The sequence below is a fragment of the Hymenobacter psoromatis genome (assembly GCA_001596155.1).
GTDB lineage: Bacteria > Bacteroidota > Bacteroidia > Cytophagales > Hymenobacteraceae > Hymenobacter.
Window position 1 is genome coordinate 4,569,847 of record CP014771.1, and the last position, 21,686, is coordinate 4,591,532.

General features: G+C 62.2%; 22 protein-coding genes and 1 pseudogene. 17 read left to right on the forward strand and 6 right to left on the reverse strand.

The annotated features are described in order from the left end of the window. The first annotated feature begins 12 nt into the window (after window positions 1-12). Window positions 13-2,655, forward strand: a complete 2,643-nt coding sequence (locus tag A0257_19435) for a hypothetical protein (GenBank protein AMR29057.1) — start codon at window positions 13-15, stop codon at window positions 2,653-2,655. Window positions 2,656-2,666: 11 nt separating this feature from the next. Continuing rightward, window positions 2,667-3,935 carry an ATP-dependent DNA helicase RecG gene (locus tag A0257_19440; GenBank protein ID AMR29058.1) on the forward strand — a complete coding sequence of 423 codons (1,269 nt, stop codon included), beginning with the start codon at window positions 2,667-2,669 and terminating at the stop codon, window positions 3,933-3,935. 7 nt (window positions 3,936-3,942) lie between these two features. On the opposite strand, the pseudogene A0257_19445 reads toward A0257_19440, so the two are convergent. Further along, window positions 3,943-4,476 (reverse strand): annotated as a pseudogene (locus A0257_19445) (RNase III inhibitor). Between the two features lie 162 nt (window positions 4,477-4,638). Between A0257_19445 and A0257_19450 the strand changes: the two are divergent. From A0257_19450 to A0257_19475, 6 genes are all read left to right on the forward strand, one after another. After that, window positions 4,639-4,944: a hypothetical protein gene (locus tag A0257_19450; GenBank protein ID AMR29059.1), complete on the forward strand. Its 306-nt coding sequence runs from the start codon at window positions 4,639-4,641 to the stop codon at window positions 4,942-4,944. A gap of 121 nt (window positions 4,945-5,065) precedes the next feature. Beyond that, entirely contained in the window at window positions 5,066-5,578 is a 513-nt protein-coding gene (locus A0257_19455; GenBank protein AMR29060.1) for an ATP-dependent zinc protease, read from the forward strand. A gap of 129 nt (window positions 5,579-5,707) precedes the next feature. Continuing rightward, window positions 5,708-6,640 (forward strand): alpha-L-glutamate ligase, encoded by a 933-nt coding sequence (locus A0257_19460; GenBank protein ID AMR29061.1) that lies wholly within the window; start codon window positions 5,708-5,710, stop codon window positions 6,638-6,640. Window positions 6,641-6,725: 85 nt separating this feature from the next. Next, window positions 6,726-7,685: a succinylglutamate desuccinylase gene (locus A0257_19465; protein AMR29062.1), complete on the forward strand. Its 960-nt coding sequence runs from the start codon at window positions 6,726-6,728 to the stop codon at window positions 7,683-7,685. 86 nt (window positions 7,686-7,771) lie between these two features. Further along, window positions 7,772-8,464, forward strand: coding sequence for a hypothetical protein (locus A0257_19470; protein AMR29063.1), 693 nt, complete (start codon window positions 7,772-7,774; stop codon window positions 8,462-8,464). 61 nt (window positions 8,465-8,525) lie between these two features. Next, window positions 8,526-8,939 carry a hypothetical protein gene (locus A0257_19475; GenBank protein AMR29064.1) on the forward strand — a complete coding sequence of 138 codons (414 nt, stop codon included), beginning with the start codon at window positions 8,526-8,528 and terminating at the stop codon, window positions 8,937-8,939. A gap of 71 nt (window positions 8,940-9,010) precedes the next feature. Here A0257_19475 and A0257_19480 read toward each other — a convergent pair whose 3' ends face one another. The 3 genes from A0257_19480 to A0257_19490 are packed head-to-tail and all read right to left on the reverse strand — an operon-like array spanning window position 9,011 to window position 11,573. Then, entirely contained in the window at window positions 9,011-10,015 is a 1,005-nt protein-coding gene (locus A0257_19480; protein AMR29065.1) for an alcohol dehydrogenase, read from the reverse strand. A gap of 27 nt (window positions 10,016-10,042) precedes the next feature. Beyond that, the gene (locus A0257_19485) at window positions 10,043-10,918 is read right to left on the reverse strand and encodes a hypothetical protein (GenBank protein AMR29066.1); all 876 of its coding nucleotides are present in this window, start codon (window positions 10,916-10,918) and stop codon (window positions 10,043-10,045) included. Window positions 10,919-10,964: 46 nt separating this feature from the next. Beyond that, entirely contained in the window at window positions 10,965-11,573 is a 609-nt protein-coding gene (locus A0257_19490) for a hypothetical protein (protein ID AMR29067.1), read from the reverse strand. Between the two features lie 505 nt (window positions 11,574-12,078). Between A0257_19490 and A0257_19495 the strand changes: the two genes are divergently transcribed. The 5 genes from A0257_19495 (at window position 12,079) to A0257_19515 (ending at window position 17,397) form a co-directional block, all read left to right on the forward strand. After that, entirely contained in the window at window positions 12,079-12,348 is a 270-nt protein-coding gene (locus A0257_19495; GenBank protein AMR29068.1) for a hypothetical protein, read from the forward strand. Between the two features lie 107 nt (window positions 12,349-12,455). After that, a complete protein-coding gene (locus A0257_19500; GenBank protein ID AMR29069.1) occupies window positions 12,456-14,285 on the forward strand; it encodes a glycoside hydrolase in 1,830 nt (609 codons plus the stop codon). A gap of 198 nt (window positions 14,286-14,483) precedes the next feature. Next, window positions 14,484-15,617 carry an N-acetylglucosamine transporter gene (locus tag A0257_19505; GenBank protein ID AMR29070.1) on the forward strand — a complete coding sequence of 378 codons (1,134 nt, stop codon included), beginning with the start codon at window positions 14,484-14,486 and terminating at the stop codon, window positions 15,615-15,617. A 207-nt stretch (window positions 15,618-15,824) separates the two neighbouring features. Beyond that, window positions 15,825-16,628, forward strand: a complete 804-nt coding sequence (locus A0257_19510) for a pyrroline-5-carboxylate reductase (protein AMR29071.1) — start codon at window positions 15,825-15,827, stop codon at window positions 16,626-16,628. A gap of 124 nt (window positions 16,629-16,752) precedes the next feature. Then, window positions 16,753-17,397, forward strand: a complete 645-nt coding sequence (locus A0257_19515) for an oxidoreductase (GenBank protein ID AMR29860.1) — start codon at window positions 16,753-16,755, stop codon at window positions 17,395-17,397. 73 nt (window positions 17,398-17,470) lie between these two features. Here A0257_19515 and A0257_19520 read toward each other — a convergent pair whose 3' ends face one another. Next, window positions 17,471-17,824 carry a hypothetical protein gene (locus A0257_19520; GenBank protein ID AMR29072.1) on the reverse strand — a complete coding sequence of 118 codons (354 nt, stop codon included), beginning with the start codon at window positions 17,822-17,824 and terminating at the stop codon, window positions 17,471-17,473. Between the two features lie 74 nt (window positions 17,825-17,898). Continuing rightward, complete coding sequence (locus A0257_19525) at window positions 17,899-18,144, reverse strand: hypothetical protein (GenBank protein ID AMR29073.1); 246 nt, start codon at window positions 18,142-18,144, stop codon at window positions 17,899-17,901. 388 nt (window positions 18,145-18,532) lie between these two features. Here A0257_19525 and A0257_19530 point away from each other — a divergent pair, with 388 nt between their 5' ends. From A0257_19530 to A0257_19545, 4 genes are all read left to right on the forward strand, one after another. Further along, entirely contained in the window at window positions 18,533-18,796 is a 264-nt protein-coding gene (locus A0257_19530) for a hypothetical protein (protein ID AMR29074.1), read from the forward strand. Between the two features lie 157 nt (window positions 18,797-18,953). Continuing rightward, on the forward strand, window positions 18,954-19,658 hold the full coding sequence (locus A0257_19535; protein ID AMR29075.1) for a tRNA threonylcarbamoyladenosine biosynthesis protein TsaB: 705 nt from the start codon (window positions 18,954-18,956) through the stop codon (window positions 19,656-19,658). An 86-nt stretch (window positions 19,659-19,744) separates the two neighbouring features. Next, a complete protein-coding gene (locus A0257_19540) occupies window positions 19,745-20,278 on the forward strand; it encodes a hypothetical protein (GenBank protein AMR29861.1) in 534 nt (177 codons plus the stop codon). A 52-nt stretch (window positions 20,279-20,330) separates the two neighbouring features. Further along, a complete protein-coding gene (locus A0257_19545; protein AMR29076.1) occupies window positions 20,331-21,686 on the forward strand; it encodes an amino acid permease in 1,356 nt (451 codons plus the stop codon).

Here is a 21,686-nt window from a genome sequence, read left to right on the forward strand (position 1 = left end):
TACCGCTGTGCATTGCAGGTCAATCCATTTTCTTACACGTTGGAAAACGGTAAGATGCAGCATGGTTTTACTACCGAGGCTGATTATAATGTGGCTTTGGTGGCGGCGCTGGTAAAGGCTGAAATACAGGTCATTGCTATTACCGACCACTGGAAGGCGCGCACGGCGGCGGGCCTGCGCGACGCGGCTGAGGCGGCGGGCATTTCGGTGTTTCCGGGGTTTGAGGCAGCAACTATTCTTGGCCATCATGTTCTGTGTCTGTTCAATCCTGGCTCCGATTTGGAGCGCTTGGAATACTTGGCTAGTGAGTTACGCGGTAGTTCCGGGCCGGTTCCTGACGGAGATACCTTTGATGGCGTGAAGACGATGGATGAATTGGTAGCGCGAGTGCAGTGCCCGGATTGGGGAGGTATTTGTGTAGCCGCCCACGTTACGTTGAAGAATGGAATATTGAAAAGCGATGGCGAGCAAAGCAGTAAGCCCTGGAGATGTGACCATCTGTATGCTGCTGCTATTCCAGGGGCCATCAAAGGTTTATTGCAAGGCCCTTCGGACATTGTTTACAACAAAGTGCCTGAGTATCGCCGCAAGCGTTTGATGGCACTCCTGAATGCGGGTGATATTAGCGGCCCGGACGAAGTAGTTAAACGAGGGACTTCGTGCAACATTAAGCTGGCCGAATTTACCGTGGAGGGACTACGGCAAGTCTTTCTCGACCCTACCCCCCGCATCCGGCTGGATGGTGAGCCGGTGCCCGCGGGGCATATGGAGCTGCTCGCCGCCGCGTGGGAAGGGGGAAAACTCGATGGGTTGGCCTTGCATTTCAATGCGGACTTGAATGTGCTTATCGGGGGGCGGGGAGCGGGTAAGTCCTCAATAATTGAAACGCTCCGCTACGCTTTTGAGGCCCCAATAGCGGCTAAGGAAGCGCGGGTTAATCACGAAAGCCTGGTAAAAGGAATGTTGGGGGCGGGTGGAAAAGTGTCCGTGGCCGTGCAGCGCTACACCCCGTCCCCGGTGTCGTATTTGATAGAGCGCACCTATCCGGGACCGGCCTCGGTGCGCGATGAGCAGGGCGACGTGCTGGACGTGAAGCCGCTGGATGTGCTGCGCCAATTGCCGGAAATATACGGGCAGCATGAAATTGCCGAAATGGCTAACGACCGGGGTAAGGAAGGGCACCTTACCAATTTATTGCGGCGTTTCCTGCCCGCCCGCGCGGCCGATGGGGAGGTTCGCAAGTCCGCGCTTCAACAGGCTCTGGCCGAAACCCGCGAACGGTTGCTCAAACTGGATAAGGAAATAAGTGTCGCGGATGAGCGGTTGGCTGGTTTGCAGACCTTACAATTGCGGCAAGCCGAATACGAAAAAGCCGACCTGCCCGCAAAACTTGACGCCAATGCGCGCTGGCAGCGGGAAGGCGGTTTGTTTCAGTTGACTCGTGACCGGCTGCGCCCCGTGCAAGCGGCCGTAGAAGCGCTGCGGGCAGCGCAAACCCTTGACCAGGATGGGTTGAACGAGGTAGCTCTGCGCGGCTTGCCCAACGCTGACCTGTTGCAAGCACTTCACCAAGCATTACGACTAGCTGAGACAGTAGCAAGCGAAGCTGCTGCAAGGGTAGCCGATGCATTGACAACCGCGCAAAATCAAGTCACGGCGGTAGAACAGACCTGGAAGCCGTTGCGAAAAGCGGCCGATGAGGCCATGCAAGTTCAACTCAGGGCGTTGCAGGCTGACAACGTGGATGGGTCAGATTACCTGAAGCTGGTGAAAGAGATTGACAAACTCCAGTCGGTAGAAAAGCATCGGCAGGCGCTCGCAAATGAGCGTAAAGCAGTGGACCAGCGACGGCGCAACTTGCGCAGCGAGTACCACGACCTGCTTGGCAACGAACGCCGTGATTTAGAGCGCACCGCCAGCCAGGTTACCGCTAAACTGAACAATCGGGTGCGGGTGCGGGTAACCCACGCGGCTCCGCGTACCGCCTTGCAAGACCTCATCCGAACCGCGCTGGCGGCCAATAATCCGGGAGGCATGAAATATGCGCCTATTTTGGAAGCCCTAAATAATAAGGATGAAATTTCTCTGGTCGGATTAGCGGAAGCGTGCCGCCGCAACGACGTGGCCGCCCTGCGCCAGGACTTTGGCCTTTCGCCTGGTCAGGCCGACCAATTGGCCAATATCGGCCCGGAGGCTTGTATGCGGCTAGAAGAATTAGAGCTGCCATCTACCACCGATTTAGAATTGAACAAAGCGGACAATGGGGCTGCGGAAGCCGATTGGAAGCCCTTGAGAGCATTATCGGCGGGGCAGCGAGCTACGGCCGTGCTGCGGCTATTATTGCTGGAATCGCCGGTGCCGCTATTGATTGACCAGCCGGAAGACGACCTGGATAACCGGTTTATCGCGGATGACATCGTGCCCATTATTAAGAAAGAGAAGAAAAAGCGGCAGTTTTTATTCGCTACGCACAATGCGAACGTGCCCGTGCTGGGCGATGCGGACCTGATAGTGGGGCTGGCGTATGAACACGACCACATCGAGGTGGATACCAGCGGGGCGCTGGAAACCCCGGCCGTTCATCGACTGGTAGAAAAAGTGTTGGAGGGTGGCAAAGAAGCCTTCGCCAGTCGCCGGGCTAAATATAATTTTTGATTTGCTTAATAATGCTGGCTGCCTTAACCAAAACTGACCTGCTAATTACCATTGCCACGGGCGAAAACTCGGCCGTAGAATTTAAGCGCGATGACATTCGGCCCGAGCAGTTAGCTAAGGAGCTGGTGGCCTTCGGTAATTTTGAGGGCGGGCGGGTGCTTCTGGGCGTGGAAGATGATGGTACGGTAAGCGGTTTGCGCTATAGTCAGGAGCGCGACGCGGCCCGCGTAGAAGAATGGGTGATGACCGTATGCCGCACCCACGTGCAACCAGGCATTATTCCATTTTTTCAGATAATCCGCGACGTAGAACCCGGCCGCGACGTGGCAGTTATTCAGCTCAACCGGGCCGTGCAGGTACTGTACGCCTGGCACAACCAGCGCCGTACGTACTACGTGCGCGCCGGCACCGTGAGCGCCGAAATGGACTCGTATGAACTGGCCCGCTTATTTCAGCAACGCGGACAGGTGCGGGCCGATGTGCAGCCCGTGGGCGGTACTTCGCTGGCCGACCTCGATTTGGGTCGTTTGCTCGATTATTTCCGGCGAGTGCGCCAGCAGGAGGACACCCCTGAGGCGGACGATGCGGCCGGCTGGACGCAATTGCTGCTGAATACCGAACTGATGGTGGAGTTGCGCGATGCCGTAGTGCCAGCCGGGACCCTGGTTTGTTCACTAGCCAGCTTGCTACTGTTCGGGCGAAATCCTAACCGCTTTTTACCGCAGGCGGGCATTACGGCAGTGAGGTACGCGGGGCAAGAAAAAGAGTATGCTACCCCCCAAAGGTTTCGTGGCCCCTTGGTAGCCCTGTTTCAGAAAGATGACAGCGGGCAAGTAGAAAAACTCGAAGATGGCGTCATTGACCGGGCGCTGGCCTTCGTGCAGCAGCACGCCAGCGACCCCGAAAAACTGGTGGGCGCGGTACGCACTGAACAGTGGCACTACCCCCCCGAAGCGGTGCGCGAGGCTATTGTCAACGCTGTGGCCCACCGCGATTACCTATTGGGTGCCACGGACATTGAGCTAGCTATTTACGCCGACCGGCTCGAAGTCATTTCGCCCGGCCGCCTCCCCAACGGCATCACCCCAGCCCGGATGCGCGCCGGCACCCGCGCCACCCGCAATCAGCTGGTGCTCGACGTGCTGCGCGATTATCGCTATATGGAGCACATGGGCATGGGCATCCGATTAAAAATTATTCGACTGATGCGCGAGTATAATGGCACCGAGCCGGATTTAGAAGTGAACGAGGACCGGTTTACGCTGCGCTTGTGGCGGTAATTATTCGCTACTGCCCGATTTCCTCCTCGTACAGCCGCTCGTTTTCCTGGTCAAACGCCACCAGCACCACCGCGCGCGGCCACTCGTGCGCCGCCAGCCACTGCCGAATCTCGCGCCCGGCAATGGCCGCCGCCTCCTTTTTAGAATAGCCATAAATGCCAGTGCTGATGCCGGGGAAGGCCACGGAGTCGAGTTGGTTTTCCAGGGCCAGGCGCAGGCAGTTGCGGTAGCAATTGGCCAGCAGTGCGGGCTCACCTTTCTGGCCGCCGTTCCAGACCGGCCCCACGGTGTGAATAACGTACTGCGCCGGCAGCCGCCCGCCGGTGGTGATAACGGCCTCCCCGGTTTTGCAGCCGCCCTACCGCGCCCGGATTTTTCGACAATCTTCCAGAATGGCCGGCCCGCCCGCGCGGTGAATGGCCCCATCGACGCCCCCGCCGCCGAGCAGCGACGAGTTGGCCGCGTTGACGATGGCTGTGGTAGCTATTTTGGTGATATCGCCTTGCTCAACGCGCAGGCGGGGGGTAGGGACAGGGAGCATGGGCCGAAAAACAGGGGGTAAGGCCCAAGGTACGCAACGCTTCGGGCGGCGTTTGGGCGGCTTGGGTGGGGTAGGAATACGGTTCGGCATCGGCCAGTTGCGGAGGGGTAGGGCAAAAGCTACTTTTGACCATCATCCTCAACCACTTAAACGACCCTAGCCATGCAGCCGACCAGCCCTACCCCCGCCTCCCTCCGCGACCAGCGCCTGTGGCAAGTTGCTCGTGCCCGCACCAAGTTTCAGAGCCATGTGCTCGTGTTCTTCGTCATCAATGCCGGCCTGTGGCTGCTGTGGGCCTTTTTGCCCGAAAGCCACGGCCGCCACGACGAGCTGCCCTGGCCCATCTGGACGAGCCTATTCTGGGGCATCGGCCTGGTGCTGCAAGGCCTGGCCGCCTACAGCCGCCTCAACAGCGGCGAGCGCACTCAGCGCGAATACGAGCGCCTGCTGGCCGGGGAGCAGAGCTAGGAACCGTTTGTCATTGCGAGCGCAGCGCGGCAATCGCCCCGGAACGATACCCGAACGGCTCGTTCTGGGGCGGTTGCCGCGCTGCGCTCGCAATGACAATTCCTGCTTTTCTTTACGGCTGATGACAGTGAAAAAACGCCCCGCCAAACGCCTGCTCGGCCGCCGTGAGCTCATTGACCTGCCCTTGCTAAATCTGCGGGGGGTAGGGGCCAAGGTTGATAGCGGGGCCTACACCAGCGCCATCCATTGCGCCGACCTGCACCTGGTGCCCGACCCCGCCACCGGCCAGCCCGTGCTGCACGTGCGCCTGCTCGACCCCGAGCACCCCGCCACCGACGGCCAACCGCTGGTTTTCCGCGAATTCACGCAGCGCGACATTCGCTCCTCCAACGGCGAGGTGCAGGCGCGCTACGTCATTCGCACCGTGGTGCGGCTGTATGGGCAGAATTTCGATACCGAGTTTTCGCTGGCCAACCGCTCCGACCTGCGCCACCCGGTGCTGCTGGGGCGGGCGCTGCTGCGGCAGGGCCGCTTCGTGGTCGATGTGGCGCGCCTCGAACTCTCGTATAAGGCTGAGCGCCGGGCCGCTGAGAAAGTGCGCCGCGCCGCCGCCGCGCCCGATGGGCCAGTTTAGCCGTAGTTTGGTAGCGAAATTCAGGTAAAAAACGGCCGCAAAGGTGGAGTAGCGCCCGCCTACGGTGGCGCTTGATTTCCTCAACCTGCTCACTCCTCCGCTATCCTGGGCACTGATTAGCTATATTTTATGAAACTGGCAATTCTCTCGCGCGAACCCAACTCGTACTCCACCAAGCGGCTGGTGGAGGCGGCCATCGCGCGCGGCCACGAAGTGCGGGTGCTCGACCACCTGCGCTGCAACCTGGTGCTCGAAAAAGGCCAGCCCAGCATCCTCTACCGGGGCCAAGTGCTGGACCGGCCCGACGCCGTGATTCCGCGCATCGGGGCGTCGGTCACGTTCTACGGCACGGCCGTGGTGCGGCAATTCGAGATGATGAAAGTGCGTACGGCCGTGGACAGCCAGGCCATCGTGCGCTCCCGCGACAAGCTCCGCTCGATGCAAATCCTGAGCCGGGCGGGGGTAGGGATGCCCAAAACGGCCTTCACCAACGACACCGACGAACTGCCCGCGCTCATCGAGCACGTGGGTGGTGCGCCGGTCATTATCAAGCTCTTGGAAGGCACTCAGGGTCTGGGCGTGGTGCTGGCTGAGAGCGCCAAGGCCGCGCAATCCGTCATCGAAGCCTTTCACAACCTGAAGGCCCGCATCCTGGTGCAGGAGTTTATTGATGAGGCCAAGGGGGCCGACGTGCGCGCCTTCGTGGTCGATGGCGAGGTGGTGGGGGCAATGCGCCGACAGGGTAAGGAAGGCGAGTTTCGCTCGAACCTGCACCGCGGCGGCACCGGCACCTTGGTCAAGCTAAGCCGCGCCGAAAAAGCTGCCGCCCTGCTGGCCACCAAGGCGCTGGGCCTGGGCGTGGCCGGCGTCGATATGCTGCAAAGCAAGCGCGGCCCGCTGGTGCTCGAAGTCAATTCGTCGCCCGGCCTCGAAGGCATCGAGAAAGCCACGGGCCTCGACATCGCGGGCCGCATCATCGACTACACGGCCGCCCTCACGCTGCGCAAGCGCGGCGGCAAAACCAAGCCCAAGCGCGCAAAGGCTGCCCCCGACCCGGAATAGATTTCCTGGTTGAACTCGTTCGTCCTTGCTTGATGCGCAACATGCTCGCAATGACGAACGATTTTAATCAGAACTGAGAAGCTATATGTTATTAGGCAACGCGCTGACTATAAACGGCCTGCATATTCAGCCTGGCGAACGGGTACTTACCCGGCTGGTTATTTCGCGCCTGCCCTCCGGCACGGTCATCGACGTGCCGGTGCACATCATTCGCTCGCTGGAGCCCGGCCCGGTGCTGCTGCTGATGGCCGGCATGCACGGCGACGAGGTGAACGGCATCGAGACCATTCGGCGGCTTATTCGGCGCGATTTGTTGCAGCCCACGTGCGGCACGGTCATCGCCATTCCAATTCTCAATATTTACGGCTTTCTCAATTTCAGCCGCGAAGTGCCCGATGGCAAGGACGTGAACCGCTCGTTTCCGGGGCACCCGCGCGGCTCGCTGGCCAGCCGCGTGGCCCACCGCTTCATGCGCGAGATTATGCCGCTCGTGGACTACGGCATCGATTTTCACACCGGCGGCAAGGCGCGGGCCAACCATTCGCAGCTGCGCTGCCTGCTGGGCGAGGAGCCGGCGATTGACGCGCTGGCCGCCGCCTTCGCGGCGCCGTTTACGCTGCATTCGCGGCTGCGCACGGGTTCACTGCGCGCCACCGCCCACGCGCTGGGCAAGCCCATTATTGTCTATGAAACCGGCGAAAGCCTGCGCCTCGACGAGCCCGGCATCGAAGAAGCCGTGGCCGGCACGCTGCGGGTGCTGCACCACCTGGGCATGGGCCCCGAGGGCCCTACCCCCGCCCGGCCCAACGTAGTGTGCCACCGCCACCGCTGGCTGCGGGCGCGCTACGCCGGCCTGTTTCGGGCCCACGTTTCGCTGGGCGACTACGTGGCGGAAGGCCAGATTTACGGCTCCATCGCCGACCCCTACGGTGAGCAGGCCGTGCGCCTCGAATCAACGCTCAGCGGCTACGTTATCGGCCTCAACTACATGCCCGTCGTGAATCAGGGCGATGCGCTGCTGCACCTGGCCGTGCCCGTGCAATGAACAGTGAGCAGGCCAGGACGAGCAAGCGTTGACTAATTGTTGCTTGTTCACTGCGCATTGTTCATTGCAAACTTACTTTTGCGACCATGAAAAACCCTGCCCAACTAGCTTTTAATGCCGTGCTGCTCCTGGCAGTAGCTGTTTTGTACTTTCTGCATTTCAACCAGCGCCAGGCCGCCACGCCGGCCGTGGCCCCAATAGCTGCTACCGAAGCAGCCGCACCAGCCGATACGGCTGCGGCCAACAGCCCTACCCCCCCCGCCGCGCCCGAAGCCGCTGCGGCAGTAGTTACGGCCGAGCCCACCGGCCCGGCCCCGGCCGCCGGGGCCATCGTGTACGTCGAGTCGAGCAAGCTGCTCGATGGCTACCAGGGCATGAAGGAAGCCCGCCGCGCGTTTGAGGTCAAGGCCAAGGGCTGGGAGAGCCAGAACCAGGCGCTGGTGAGCAGCTTCCGCACCGCCGTGGAGGCGTACCAGAAATCGGCCCCTACCCTCACCGCCGAGCAGCGCGCCGCCGCCGAGCAGAAGCTCCAGCAGCAGCAGCAGCAGGGTGGCGTGGAGCAGCAAAAAATTCAGCAGCAGGCCCAGGAAGCCGAAGCCAAGCTGACCCAGACCGTACTCGAAAGCGTGAATAAAAAAGTGGAAGCCTACGGCAAAGCCCACGGCTACAAGATGATACTCGTTGCCGCGCCCAGCGGCACCATCGCCTACGGCGAAAAAGGCCTCGACATCACGGCGCCCGTGCTCACGTACTTAAACAGCTCATACCGGAAGAAATAGTGAGCGTTCGCGTGTATATTCGCTCAGCTGTCTTTCGCCGCTTATTCCTCTTTTCTTTTCAATGAACGCCGACCAACGCCTCGACCAGCTCGAACCGCTCCTGTCTGAGAGCATGGCCATTCTGGACCAGCGTACCGCGCTGCTTAACCGCCACACGGTTCAGCTAAAACAACTGGTCACCACCGCCTTGCAGCATAGCGATAGCCTCAGCTACGTGCTGCACGAGGTAATAGAGATTAAGGAAAGACAGGGTGAGCTACTTGCTAATCAAGTGGGCTTATCGACCCGCATGGACGCGCTGGACAGCCGCATGGACGCGCTGGACAGCCGTATGGACGCGCTGGATGGCCGCATGGACGCGCTGGACGGCCGGATTGCTACGCTGGATAGCCGGATTGCTACACTGGATGGTGGAATTAAGCAAGTGGATGGCAAGATTGACCAGATTTTAGGCTTACTGAGCAACGCGAAATAAGCTCCTTTTTTTACGCTTCAAAAAGCGTCGGCCGGCCATCAGCAACATGCTGATAGCTGGCCGACGCTTTTTCAGCACGTCAGCACCACTTTGCCAAGCTGCTGGCCGGCTTCTAGGTAGCGTAGGGCGGCTTCGCCCTCGGCCAGTGGGAAAACCTTATCGACCACCGGCACGAGCTGATGCTCGTTTACCAGGGCCAGCATGTCGTCAAAATCCTGCTCCGAGCCCATCGACGAGCCCAGGATGCTGAGCTGCTTCCAGAACACCTTGGCGGCGGGCAGCTGCGGCACATTGCCCAGCGTAGCGCCAAAAAACACGAGGCGCCCGCCCGGCGCGGCCACGTCGAGCAAGGTGTCGAAAGCCGCACCGGCCGCGCTGTCAATAATCACGTCGAAGCTGCCGCCGGCCTGCTTGGTGAGGGTGCGGCCCCAGTTGTCATGCCGATAATTAATGCCGCCGCGCAGGCCCAGCGGCAGCGCCAGGGCGCGGGCCAGCTTGGCATCGTCGCCCGACGTCACCCACACCTCGGCCCCGCGCGCGGCGCAAAACTGCGCGGCCACCTGCGCCACGCCGCCGCCTACCCCCGTCACCAGCACCCGCTCGCCGGGCTGCACCTGCGCCCGTTTGAAGGCTGCGCGGTAGGCCGTGAGGCCCGCCAGCGGCAGCGCGGCGGCCTGCTCCCAGCTCAGGTGGGCCGGGCGGGGCCGCACGTAGTGGGCCGGTACCACGCTGTATTCGGCAAAGGTGCCAGGGTCGGGCATGCCTAGCACCCGGAAGTTGCGGCCCTGCGCCCGCTGCTCGTCGCCCCAGTCCACGCCGGGATAAATGATGACTGGCGCGCCCACTTCCAGGCCGGTTACGCCCGCGCCCAGGGCCGCGATTTCGCCGCTGCCATCGGCGCCCAGCGTGCAAGGCAGCTTAATGCCCGCGTATTGGCCCAGCTGAATCCAGACGTCGCGGTGGTTGAGGGCGGCGGCGTGCAGCCGCACCAGCACCTCATCGGTACCGGGCTGGGGGGTAGGGATTTCCCGCACGGCGGCGGGCTGGTGGGGAGCATCGAGTTGAAGAGCGCGCATGGGAGTTTTAATAACGAATGACGAATTTTAGTTTTGAGAGTCAGGTGCTGCTGATAGAGGCTTGAGCGAAAACGCCACGAATGGCCCGGCCACGAGTAGGCCCAGCAGCAGGCCGCCGAGGTGGGCAATATTATCAATATTACCGGTAAGGCCCGAAATCAAATTGCTGAGCACTAGGTATAAAACCAGACCCAGGAGCCCGCGGCGATCCCACTTATCCAACACCAGCTTTTTGCTGAGCAGCAGCGCCAGCAGCAGGCCATAGAGTCCAAAAATCGCCCCGCTGGCCCCCGTCGAATTAATGCCGCCACTGTGATACCAGAGCGTGGCCGCCGAAGCAGCGATGCCGCTGGCCAGGTAGGCGGCCAGCAGGCGCGCGCCGCCGGTGCGCACTTCCAGCAGCACGCCCAGCAGCCACAGGCTGGCCATATTGAGCAGCAAATGCGTGATACCACCGTGCACGAACAGGCTGGTAACCAACCGCCAGGGCTGGTGCGGCCAGGTGAGGCCCGACACGTTGGAGCCCCAGCGGGCCAGCTCATGCCCGGTGGGCGCGGTAGCCGATACGCCGCTTAGCGTCATGGCCAGCCACACCAGCAGGTTGAGGTCGATGAGCAGCGGCACGGCCCAATACTGCCGGGTGGGCCAGAACAGGCCGCGCAGCACCGGCCGCAGCAGCTGGGCCCAGGTTTCGTCGGGTGGCGCGGGGGGGGTAGGCGCTTCGGCGGGTGGCGGGGGGGGTAGGGGCGCGTCGGGCAGCAAGCCCCGGCGCTGCAGCTCGGCCACGGCGGCGGCCCCCACGGCGGGCGGGTAGCGGCTGGCGTGGCGGGCCAGGTACAGTAGCTCAGCATCGGGGCGCTGGGCAAAGTGCGCGGCCGCCGCCTCGGGGGTGGAAACATCCATGAGCAAAGTAACCGGCGAGGGGGCCGCTTGGGTTTCGGGAGCCGCCCTAGGGCTTCATGTGTAGCACGGTGGCGCGGTAGGCCCGGCCCGTGACCGGCGAGGTGGGTCGGATACCCCGCAGGAGGTCCTGCACGTCAGCTTCGCGCGCCACTAGCTCCTTATCGGTCAGAAACTTGCGGTTCGGCAGCAGCCCCGGCATCCGGTCCAGGATGTGCTGCTGGCTGCTGGCCACCTGCGCCATGCGCTCAAACTGGTCCTTCATCTTCGGCCCAAAATCGTAGCTGTACACCACGGCCTTGTTCCAGTCGCGCCAGGTGCCGCGCACGGCCAGAGCCTGGTCAGCAAACAGGTCGCCCGCCTGGCCGGCGTGGGCCTGGGTGGTGAGAAACTCGGTCTGGGTTTCGGCCGCCCAGAAGCGGCGGCATAGCTCCCGAAACTGGCGCAGCGACGCTGCCTGCTGCTTCTCGGCGGCCGGAATCCGGGCTAGCTGGGTGGCCACGATGGGGTCGGGGTCGTAGCTGGGCAGCGGATGGGTCGCTACTTCTACCAGTTTCAAGGAGTCGGGCGAGCGGTGGTGCGGGCGGCTCATGGTGACGGCGGCCGCGGCGGGCATGCGCTTTTGCCACAGCCACGCGCCGGCCAGTACCAGCACCACGGCCGCTATCCACAGCAGCGGCCGGCGGCTGGCCGCTGGTGCGGCATCGTCCAGGTCGTAGGCCGAAGCCGGGTATGCGGCCGGATGGGCCGGTTCGGCCGCCGCAGGGGGGTAGGGCTTGGCGGGCGAGGGCCGGAAGCAAGCGTTGGCCCGGCCGAAACCGGGCCGCGGTGCGTGAGCTCGCGCTGGGCAGCAGCCACGATGTCGGCGTGGTAAAAACTGGGGTTATCGACAAAAAACTGAAGTTCCGCGTTCGTTTTGGTGCGTAGCGCGTCGGTAGAGAAGCCATAGAAGCAGCGGGTGGCGCGACCCAGGCGCTGGTTTGGGCCGGTAAGATGGGCATAAATCCCTGAATACTGCTGCTAACCAGTCGCCCCCGGCTGCGTACACCCGCTACATCCTTTTCCCCTCACGCTAGGTCTGGAGGAATGAAGGAGGAAGAATTGCTCACCCCGTTGATTTTTCCTCCTCAATTCTTCCTTCCTAGTTCTTTAATTTCCTCAAAATGGTAACCCCCAACCCCGCCCCCAACTCCGGCCGCCCTGCCCCCATCGCAGAAGGCAAAAACCCCAGCACCGCCGGCCCCATCACCAACCCCGACGCTGACCGCGACCCCAACGCCAGCGGCAACCCCGAAACCGCCACCCAGAAAGACCTAGCCAGCAGCGACGGTGCCGGCATCCGGGGCGACTACGGCGATGCCGAGCAGACCAACGGCCTCGAAGGCGGCGAAAACTCACCCCCCGATGCCGGCCCCGACCGCGCCAGCAAGTAGAAGAGTTAAGAGTTAAAAGGGAAGAGTTAAAAAGGGAGCGCTAGCATTTCGGCTCCCTTTTTAACTCTTCCCTTTTAACTCTTAACTCTTCTCCCTGCCCGTACTTTGTGCTTGTGTTGAATTTCTGGTCGTCCTACCCCCGCTTTCTTTTTTATTGTCTTTTGAGCTTGCTGCCGCTGATTGGGCGGGCGCAAGCGCCGCCTACCCTCGGTGCCATTGCCGGTTCGGAAGACCTGCGCCCTGCCCCGCCCAAGCGCGAACTGCGCGGCTTTTGGGTGGCCACGGTGGCCAACATAGACTGGCCCAACCAGCGCGGCGAAGCGCCCGAACAATACCGCCGCGAGTATCGCCGCCTGCTCGACGCTGGCCAGCGCGCCGGCCTCAACGCGGTGTTCGTGCAAATCCGGCCCGCGTCGGATGCTTTCTATAAGTCTGACTTAGAGCCCTGGAGCAAGTACCTGACCGGCCGCCAGGGCCGGCCGCCCGGCGAAAACGACGACCCGTTGCCCTTCCTCATCGCCGAGGCGCACCGGCACAATATGGAGTTCCACGCCTGGTTCAACCCCTACCGGGCCACGATGGACACCGTGACGCGCTCGCTGGCTCCGCTGCACCCGTATAAAAAGCATCCCGAGTGGTTTATCAAGTACGCGGGCCAGTACCTCTACAACCCCGGCCTGCCTGAGGTGCGCAACCACATCAAGCGCGTAATTATGGACGTGGTGCGGCGTTATGATATTGACGGCGTGCATTTTGATGACTACTTCTATCCTTACCCCGAGCCGAACCAGGTATTTCACGACGAGCAGGCTTTTCGCAGCCAAAACCCCGATAGCCTGAAGCTGGCCGACTGGCGGCGGCAGAACGTGAACGTGCTCATTCACGACCTGCACGACAGCATTCAAGCAGCCAAGCGCTGGGTGAAATTCGGAATTTCGCCCTTCGGCGTCTGGATGAACAAGAGCGCCGACCCGCTCGGCTCCGACACCCGCGCGGGCCAGCCCAGCTACTCCAACCTCTATGCCGACTCGCGCCTGTGGCTGGCGCAGGGCTGGGTCGATTACATCCTGCCTCAGCTTTATTGGAGCACCAAATTCCGGCTCGTGCCCTACGCCACGCTGCTGGAATGGTGGACGCGCAACCACTTTCAGCGCCACCTCTACATCGGGCACGGCACCTACCGCATGCTCGAAAGCACCCGCTCGGACACCGCCTGGCGCAACCCGCGCGAGCTGCCCCGCCAGATTCGCCTCAACCGCGACTACCCCCTCGATGTGCAGGGAAGCGTGTTTTTCTCGGCCAAATCACTGGCTACCAACCCGCTGCACACCACCGATTCGCTGCGCCAGGACCTGTACCGCGCCCCGGCGCTGGTGCCCGTCATGCCCTGGCTCGATAGCCTGGCCCCGCGCCCCGTGCGCGAGCTGGTGCTCAATCGCCTGGGCCACACCGCTACCCTCACCTGGCAGCCCGACCTGCGCCCCGCCGCCGATGGCGACCTGGCCGCCTACTACGTGCTCTACCGTTTCGAGCGCGGCCAGGTGATGGGGCCGAATGACCCGCGCCGCATCCTGACCATCGTGCGGCCCGGCGGCCCGGCCCAGCCTGGCACCTTTGCCGACACCACCGCGCTGCCCGGCGTGGCCTACGCCTACTTCCTCACCGCCGTGGACCGCCTGCACAACGAGAGCCTGCCGGTGCGCATTTTCAGCGAAGGCAAGCTGCCCGTCGAAACGCTGGCCGCCGCGCCGCCCGCCGTGGCCGTGGCGCCGCCCGTGGCCGCCCGCCCGGCCCCACGCCCGCCGGTGGCCGTAGTGCCCCGCCCGCCGTCGCGTCCCGCCGCATCTGGCGCTGAAGAGGCCGCCAAAACGAAAATTAAAGTCAAGGAGAAGCCGCGCCGCCGCGGCTTCTTCGCCCGCCTCTTCGGGTTGAAATAGGGGGGTAGGGAGTTGGATTAAAAGTGAAGAATTACGCAAAAGGCGTTTGTCATTGCGAGCAACGCGAAGCAATCGCACCCGAACGACACCCGCGCCAGTCGTTCGTTCATCGTTCTGGTGTGATTGCCGCGCTTTGCTCGCAATGACAAACGCCTTTTGCATAGTTCTTTACTTTTAATTTTTAATTCACTCCCGCCCATGCGTCCACCCGCTACGCTCTCTACCCGCCTGGTTTCGCTCGATGTATTCCGGGGCCTCACCGTGATGCTGATGACGGTGGTGAACAACCCCGGCGACTGGGGCCACATCTACCCGCCCCTGGAGCACGCCGAATGGAACGGCTGCACACCCACCGACCTCGTGTTTCCATTCTTCTTGTTCATCGTGGGCGTGAGCCTGGCTTATGCCCTGGCCGGAGCCAAGCGCGACGGCGTGCCGCTGGGACCAGTGCTGGCGCGGGTGGCGCGGCGGGCGGCCGTGCTGTTTGGGCTGGGCGTGTTCACCTCGCTCTACCCGCACTTCGACTTGGCCACGGTGCGCATCATGGGCGTGCTGCAACGCATTGCGCTGGTGTACTTTGGGTGCAGCGTTATCTGCCTCACCACCAGTTGGCGCACGCAGCTACTGCTGCTGGTCGTGTTCCTGGGTAGCTACGCCGCGCTGATGCAGTTGGTGCCGGTGCCCGGCTTTGGCCCCGCCAACCTGGAGCCCACCACCAACCTCGGTGCCTGGCTCGACCGCACGCTGCTCACCGAGCCGCACCTCTGGAAAACCTCCCGCACCTGGGACCCCGAAGGCCTGCTCGGCACGTTGCCCGCGCTGGGCACCGGGCTGCTGGGCCTGCTGGCGGGCACGTGGCTGCGTCGGCCCGCCGCCGGGCTCAGCAAGCCGGTGGGCCTGGCGCTGGCCGGCTTGCTGGCGGTGCTGGCCGGCCTGCTCTGGAACGTCTGGTTCCCGATTAATAAAGCGCTGTGGACCAGTTCCTACGTGCTTTATGCGGGTGGGCTGGCGCTGGGGCTGTTGGCGCTGCTCTACTGGCTCTGCGACGAGCGGGGCTACCGGCGGGGGGTAGGGCCGGCGCTGGCCTTCGGGGTGAATGCCATCGCGGTCTTTTTCTTCTCCGCTATCCTGTCGCGCACCTTTGGGCTGCTGCGGCTGCCGGGGCCGGCGCGCCCGCCGGTCGGCCTCAAAGAATGGCTCTATGGCTGGGGTATTGTGCCGTTTTTCAGTGACCCGCGCAATGCGTCGCTGGCCGGCGCGGTGGTATGTTTGCTCATCTGGTGGGGCGTGCTCAGTTTTCTGCGGCGGCAGCATTGGGTCTGGAAAGTCTGATTTTTGATTTAAGCAACGTTGCTGCATTTATGTTTGAATTAAAATCGCATCAATGTTGCATTTATTATAAGATGTTAACTTTCAGAAGGTAAAGATTCCGATTCTAACTGTTTATTCTTCCTTATTGGTTACGGTCTGGCCACCCAAGTAGCTTGCGCGCTTGCCCAACCAAGCGCTGATGCGCCGAGCCGCTGACCCTTTCACTACATGAAAATCCTCATTATCGGCGGCGGCAACATGGGCCTGACCTACGCCCGCAGCTTTGTGCGCGCCCACATCACCTCGCGCCTTGACTTGCGCCTGCTGGCCCGTTCGCCCGAGCGCGTGCCCGCCCTGGCCGCCCACGAAATAGGCACCGTGTGGGGCCAGCCCGAAGACTGCGTGCCGGGTGCCGACATTCTCATTCTGGCCGTGAAACCGCAGGATTCGGCGGCGTTGTTTGACCGCCTACGCGGGCTGGTGCAGCCGCAGCAAGTGGTGCTCAGCATCATGGCCGGCGTGCGCATCGACACCCTGCGCGAGGTGCTGGGCACGCCCAAAATCATCCGGGCCATGCCCAACCTGCCCGCCCAGATTGGCATGGGCATGACCGCCTTCACCAGCACCGACGAGGTAACCCGCGCCGAGCTGGTGCAGGTCCAAAACCTGCTCTCGACCACCGGCAAAACTGTGTACGTGGAGCAGGAAAGCGCCATCGACGCCAGCACGGCCATTTCGGGCAGCGGCCCGGCCTACGTTTACTACTGCATGGAAGCCCTGATGGCCGCCGCCGCCCAAATGGGCTTTGCGCCCGCCGAGGCCGAACTGCTGGTGAGCCAGACCTTTCGCGGTGCCGTGGAATTGTATAGCCAGGCCGGCCTCAGCTGCCAGGACTGGATTGCCCGCGTGGCCTCCAAAGGCGGCACCACGGAGGCCGCCCTGGGCGCTTTCGGCCGCGGGGCCGTGCGCGAGAGCCTCATGGCCGGGGCCGAAGCCGCCCGCGCCCGTGCCGAGGAGTTAGGCAAAAAATAAGGTGGTAGGGCCGCAACCCGGCCGAGCGCTTTCGCTTCTTTTGCGTAAAGCAGATGCACGGCCACTTCTTTTGACGCGGGCTATTGGTTTCACTCGCTTGTCGCCCTTTTCTACCTTGCTGGCTATGAAAAAAACCGCGCTTTTGACTGGCGCAACTGGCCTCATTGGCAGTGCGTTGCTACCCCTGCTGCTGGCTTCGGACCGCTACGCCAAAGTCATCGTGGTGGGCCGCCGCCCGGTAAGCACTAGCCACCCCAAGCTCACGCAGGTAGTCACCGACCTGGGGCAGCTCGAAGCCGAGCGCCTGCGCCTCATTGCCGACGACGTGTACTGCTGCCTGGGCACCACCATCCGGCAGGCCGGTTCGCGCGTGGCATTCTATCAGGTTGATTTTCTGTACGTAGTGCAACTGGCGGCCCTCACGGCGGCCAATTTTGCGGCGCAGTTTCTGGTGGTGTCCTCGCTGGGGGCCGATGTCGGTTCGCGCTTCTACTATAGCCGGGTGAAAGGCGAAATGGAAGCGGCCGTGCGGCAGACGCCATTTCGGGCCATTCATATTTTTCGGCCCTCGCTGCTGCTGGGCGAGCGCCCTACCCCCCGCCTGGGCGAGCGGCTGGGCGCGGCCGTGCTGGCGCTCGCCCGCCCGCTGCTGCGCGGCGGCTGGGCCAAATACCGCCCCGTAGCTGCCGTCACCGTGGCCCAGGCCATGCTGCGCGCCGCCGAAGACGATGGGGGCGGCATCCGCATCCACAACTCCGAAACCCTGTAATGCGGTTTCAGCCAGCAAAAGCCCCCCGACGAACCAAGTCATCGGGGGGCTTTTGCTAGCTGAAATCGCGGAGCTATCGGCGGCCGCGGCCACCGCCGTAGCCCCGGCCACCACCACCGTAGCCACGGCCGTATCCGCCACCGTAGGCACGGCCATATCCGCCACCGTAGGCACCATAGCCGCGCCCGTAATAAATTGGCGGTGCGTAGTAGCGTGGCCTGGGCGCGTAATAAATGGGTGCCGGCGCGTAATACACGGGCGGATAATAGCCGCCGCCGTAGCCGCCGTAGCCACCGCCGTAACCGTAGCCGCCGCCATAGCCACCATAAGGAGTGCCAACCTGGGCGCTGATAACCACCTGGGCCGAAGCCGCACCTGCACTGAACAGACCCAGCAGGAGGGTAAATAAGAAGAGACGAAGGCGCATGACGTGAGTGGGTGCCGAAGCACACCGGTTAAAGTGAAAAAATGCGGGCCAGTGCCCAACGAATAGAGAAAAAACTATTTAAAGATTAAAAAAAGGATGTTACTACCGGCCGCGCCGGCCACCGTAGTGGCCACCACCGTAACCACCCCCATGACCGCCGTAGCCACCACCACCACGTACGCCGTAGCCGCCGCGCTCACCGCCGCCGTGCCAGCCACCCCGGTAAATGGGCTGCACGATAATCGGGCGCGGAGCATAGTAGCGTGGCCCGTAGTAGCCACCACCATAACCGTAGCCGCCGCCATAGCCAGGCCCACCAATGCTGGCTCCGGCATAAATGCCCGGCGTGCAGCTGCTAAGCCCTAAGCCGAGGCCCAAAATCAAAAACAAGGAAAAAAACAGGTTACGACGCATGACAGAGCGGGGCCGAAGCTCCCGGATTTAGTTGTTAAAAAACAACGCTCGGTTGGATAACAAATCCAGCGGCTGGTTTAATTCAGGTACCACTTTTCGTAGTACGTAACCAGCTAAAGTACCGTTCGACATGACTGATAATACCAAAACCCTGCCAAAAATGCTTGGCCGTGTCGAAGGTTAAAAATACTTTGTAATACGTTGATTATTAATGAAGTAAAAATGAAATAAGGGGAATCTAACGCGGGCTTGTCCTGTTTACTTATTACCTAACCACCTGCTTCCTCTTACTCCATGAAAAACCCCGCTGATTACCTGTCTGGCCACGTTTTCGAAGCTCGCCGGCCCCGCCGCGAGTTGCAGCAAGTGGTGGCCTACGCCGATGCCGAGCTAGCCATCACCCAAGCCCTGGCCGACGCCGAAAAGTATAAATACCTGCTCATGCGCGCGCTGCGTCACCATGCCGACGAGCTAACCACGCCCACCGCGAATGCGCCCCAGCCCGAACCAGGCCGCGTACTGCCACTTTACCCCGAAAACCTGCCGCTGGCCGCCTGAAAAAGTGGCTTGGATATTTCTGAAAAAACGCCGCGTTGGTACCCCCGGCGCGGCGTTTTCGTTGGCTGGTTTCAAGGCCAGGGCAGGGGGTAGGGAGGGCCCACGGCCAGCTTCACTTGGGAATAACCCGAATTAAGCCGGAACTTGCCGGCTGCTTATGCCTACCTTCCTGCTTTCGCTCGAAACCTCGTCGCCCATCTGCGCCGTAGCCCTGCACCACCTCGCCGACGGCCGCCTGCTGGGCCAGGCCGAGCTGCGCCTCGAAAAGTCGCACTCCACCCACCTCACCGTGCTCATTGAGCAGCTGGTGACCAATGCTGGTCACGCGCTGGCCGACCTCGGTGCCGTGGCGCTCAGCGATGGCCCCGGCTCTTACACCGGCCTGCGCATTGGGGCGGCCGCCGCCAAGGGCCTGTGCTTTGCCCTCGATGTGCCGCTGCTGGCCGTGGGCACGCTGCCCGCGCTGGCCCACCAGGTGGCCGCCCAGGTGCCGCGCCCCGACACTTATTTATATTGTCCCATGCTCGACGCCCGGCGGCAGGAGGTGTACACCGCTCTGTACCAGGCTGATGGCTCGGCGCTGCTACCCCCCACCAACCTCGTGCTCGACGAAACCAGCCTAGCCGAACATTTGGCCCACTATTCCGTGTTGTTCTTTGGTTCGGGCGCGGCTAAATTTCAGCCGCTGGTTGCTGCCAACCCAAACGCCATTTTTCTGACTGGCGTGCAGCCCTCGGCCGTGAGCATTGGCGAACTGGCCTACGCCGCGTATCTGCGCCAGGAGTTTCAGGATGTGGCTTATTATGAGCCATTTTACCTGAAAGAAGTATACACTACTACCCCTAAATCAGTTAACAGTTAACGTTTATCAATTAACAGCTTGGACTTGTGCTAAGCGGAAGTTACCCAGCCTGATAAGTGTTAAATGCTAAATGTTAAATGAAAATTATGGAACCGCTATTCGTCAACCGCGTCGCTGCCTCGGGCCTCGTCACGCTCAACCTGGAAGAGTTCATTCACCCCGGCGACCGGGTGGTGTACGATATGAAAGACAATCTTTTTCACGGGCTGATGCTGCGCGAGAAGGACTTCCGTGAGTTTGTGAAAACCCACGACTGGGCGCGGTACGACGGTCAGAACGTGGCCATTATCTGCTCGGCCGATGCCATTGTGCCCACCTGGGCCTACATGCTGCTGGCCAGCAAGCTGCAAAACCACGCCCACCGCTACGTATTTGGCAACCTCGAAGCGCTGGAGCAGTCGTTGTTTGAGGAAGCCATCGCCGGCATCAATCCCGCTGATTATCAAGATGCCAAACTGGTAATAAAAGGCTGCGGCGACAAGCCGGTGCCCACGTTTGCCTACGTCGCCATCATGCAGCGGCTGCTGCCGGTGGCGGCCAGCATGATGTATGGCGAGCCGTGCAGCACCGTGCCGCTCTACAAAAAGCCCAAGGCCATTGCTGCCATAGCCGAAGGGTAGGGGAGGGGAATGGCCGGGCTGGCCGCATCTTTGCGGGCGCAAGTTTCCGCTCATGCCCGACCCGTCCAGTTCTTATAAAATTAATTTTCGCACCGGAGCCGCCATTGTCATCGCCAATATGGTAGGCACGGGGGTTTTCACCAGCCTCGGTTTCCAGGTGCTGGGCATCCAGAGCGGCTTTGCGCTGCTGATGCTGTGGGGGGTAGGCGGCCTCATCGCGCTGTGCGGGGCCGTGAGCTACGGCGAGCTGGCCGCCGCCATGCCCCGCTCGGGCGGCGAATACCACTACCTGAGCCAGATATATCATCCGGCGCTGGGCTTTCTATCGGGCTGGGTATCCGCCACTGTGGGTTTTGCCGCGCCTACCGCGCTGGCCGCGCTGGCCCTGGCCCGCTATGCCCAAAGCGTGTGGCCGGTCCTGGCCGTGCCCCTGGCCACTGGCAGCGCCTACAGCTGGGGCACCGTGCTGGCCGTGGCCGTAGTGCTGAGTTTAGCACTGGTGCACGGCCGCAGCACCCGCGCTGGCAGCCGCTTGCAGGTAGTCATCACGGCCTTCAAAGTGCTGGTACTGATTGGGTTTATTGGGGTAGGGATGGTGCTGGGCAAGCCCCAGCCCATCGCCTTCGCCCCCGACGCGGCAGGCTGGCGCACGCTGCTGAGCCCAGCCTTCGCGGTGTCGCTGGTCTATGTCAGCTACGCCTACTCGGGTTGGAACGCCGCCGTGTACCTCACCGGCGAAATCGAGCGGCCGCAACGCAACCTCTCCCGCATCCTGCTCACCGGCACGGCCGTCGTACTCTTATTATATGTAGGGCTGAATTATGTGTTCCTGCGCGCTACCCCCCTGGGCGTGCTCAAAGGCCAGCTCGAAGTGGGCTACCTGGCGGCCAGCTGGCTATTCGGCCCCGCGCTGGGCCGCCTCATGGGCGCCGTAATCGCGGCCCTACTGGTATCAACCATCAGCGCCATGATTTTTGCCGGCCCGCGCATCGTGCAGACGATGGGCGAAGACCTGCCCGCCCTGCGCTGGCTGGCGGGCCGCAGTCCGGCCGGCATTCCGGTGCGGGCACTGCTGCTGCAAGTGGTTATTACGCTGGTATTTATTCTCAAACCCGATTTCAACGCCGTGCTCGTCTATGCGGGTTTCGTGCTGAATCTGTTCACGTTCCTCACCGTGCTGGGCCTGTTTGTGCTACGCTGGCGCCAGCCCGAGCTGCCGAGGCCCTACCGCGCCTGGGGCTACCCCTTCACGCCGCTGCTGTTCCTGGCCCTCAGCGCCTGGACGCTGGTTTTTATCATTCGCGACAAGCCCGCTGAGTCGGCCTATGGCCTGGCTACGGTAGCCAGTGGCCTGCTGGTCTATTTCGTAGCCCAAAAAGTTGGGGCCAAATCTCAAGTGCCTGCTTGA

Coding starts and splice junctions, on each gene's coding strand:
- A0257_19440 (AMR29058.1), top strand. CDS start 2,667: ATGCTGGCTGCCTTAACCAAAACTGACCTGCTAATTACCATTGCCACG.
- A0257_19450 (AMR29059.1), top strand. CDS start 4,639: ATGCAGCCGACCAGCCCTACCCCCGCCTCCCTCCGCGACCAGCGCCTG.
- A0257_19455 (AMR29060.1), top strand. CDS start 5,066: ATGACAGTGAAAAAACGCCCCGCCAAACGCCTGCTCGGCCGCCGTGAG.
- A0257_19460 (AMR29061.1), top strand. CDS start 5,708: ATGAAACTGGCAATTCTCTCGCGCGAACCCAACTCGTACTCCACCAAG.
- A0257_19465 (AMR29062.1), top strand. CDS start 6,726: ATGTTATTAGGCAACGCGCTGACTATAAACGGCCTGCATATTCAGCCT.
- A0257_19470 (AMR29063.1), top strand. CDS start 7,772: ATGAAAAACCCTGCCCAACTAGCTTTTAATGCCGTGCTGCTCCTGGCA.
- A0257_19475 (AMR29064.1), top strand. CDS start 8,526: ATGAACGCCGACCAACGCCTCGACCAGCTCGAACCGCTCCTGTCTGAG.
- A0257_19480 (AMR29065.1), bottom strand. CDS start 10,015: ATGCGCGCTCTTCAACTCGATGCTCCCCACCAGCCCGCCGCCGTGCGG.
- A0257_19485 (AMR29066.1), bottom strand. CDS start 10,918: ATGGATGTTTCCACCCCCGAGGCGGCGGCCGCGCACTTTGCCCAGCGC.
- A0257_19495 (AMR29068.1), top strand. CDS start 12,079: ATGGTAACCCCCAACCCCGCCCCCAACTCCGGCCGCCCTGCCCCCATC.
- A0257_19505 (AMR29070.1), top strand. CDS start 14,484: ATGCGTCCACCCGCTACGCTCTCTACCCGCCTGGTTTCGCTCGATGTA.
- A0257_19510 (AMR29071.1), top strand. CDS start 15,825: ATGAAAATCCTCATTATCGGCGGCGGCAACATGGGCCTGACCTACGCC.
- A0257_19515 (AMR29860.1), top strand. CDS start 16,753: ATGAAAAAAACCGCGCTTTTGACTGGCGCAACTGGCCTCATTGGCAGT.
- A0257_19520 (AMR29072.1), bottom strand. CDS start 17,824: ATGCGCCTTCGTCTCTTCTTATTTACCCTCCTGCTGGGTCTGTTCAGT.
- A0257_19530 (AMR29074.1), top strand. CDS start 18,533: ATGAAAAACCCCGCTGATTACCTGTCTGGCCACGTTTTCGAAGCTCGC.
- A0257_19535 (AMR29075.1), top strand. CDS start 18,954: ATGCCTACCTTCCTGCTTTCGCTCGAAACCTCGTCGCCCATCTGCGCC.
- A0257_19540 (AMR29861.1), top strand. CDS start 19,745: ATGGAACCGCTATTCGTCAACCGCGTCGCTGCCTCGGGCCTCGTCACG.
- A0257_19545 (AMR29076.1), top strand. CDS start 20,331: ATGCCCGACCCGTCCAGTTCTTATAAAATTAATTTTCGCACCGGAGCC.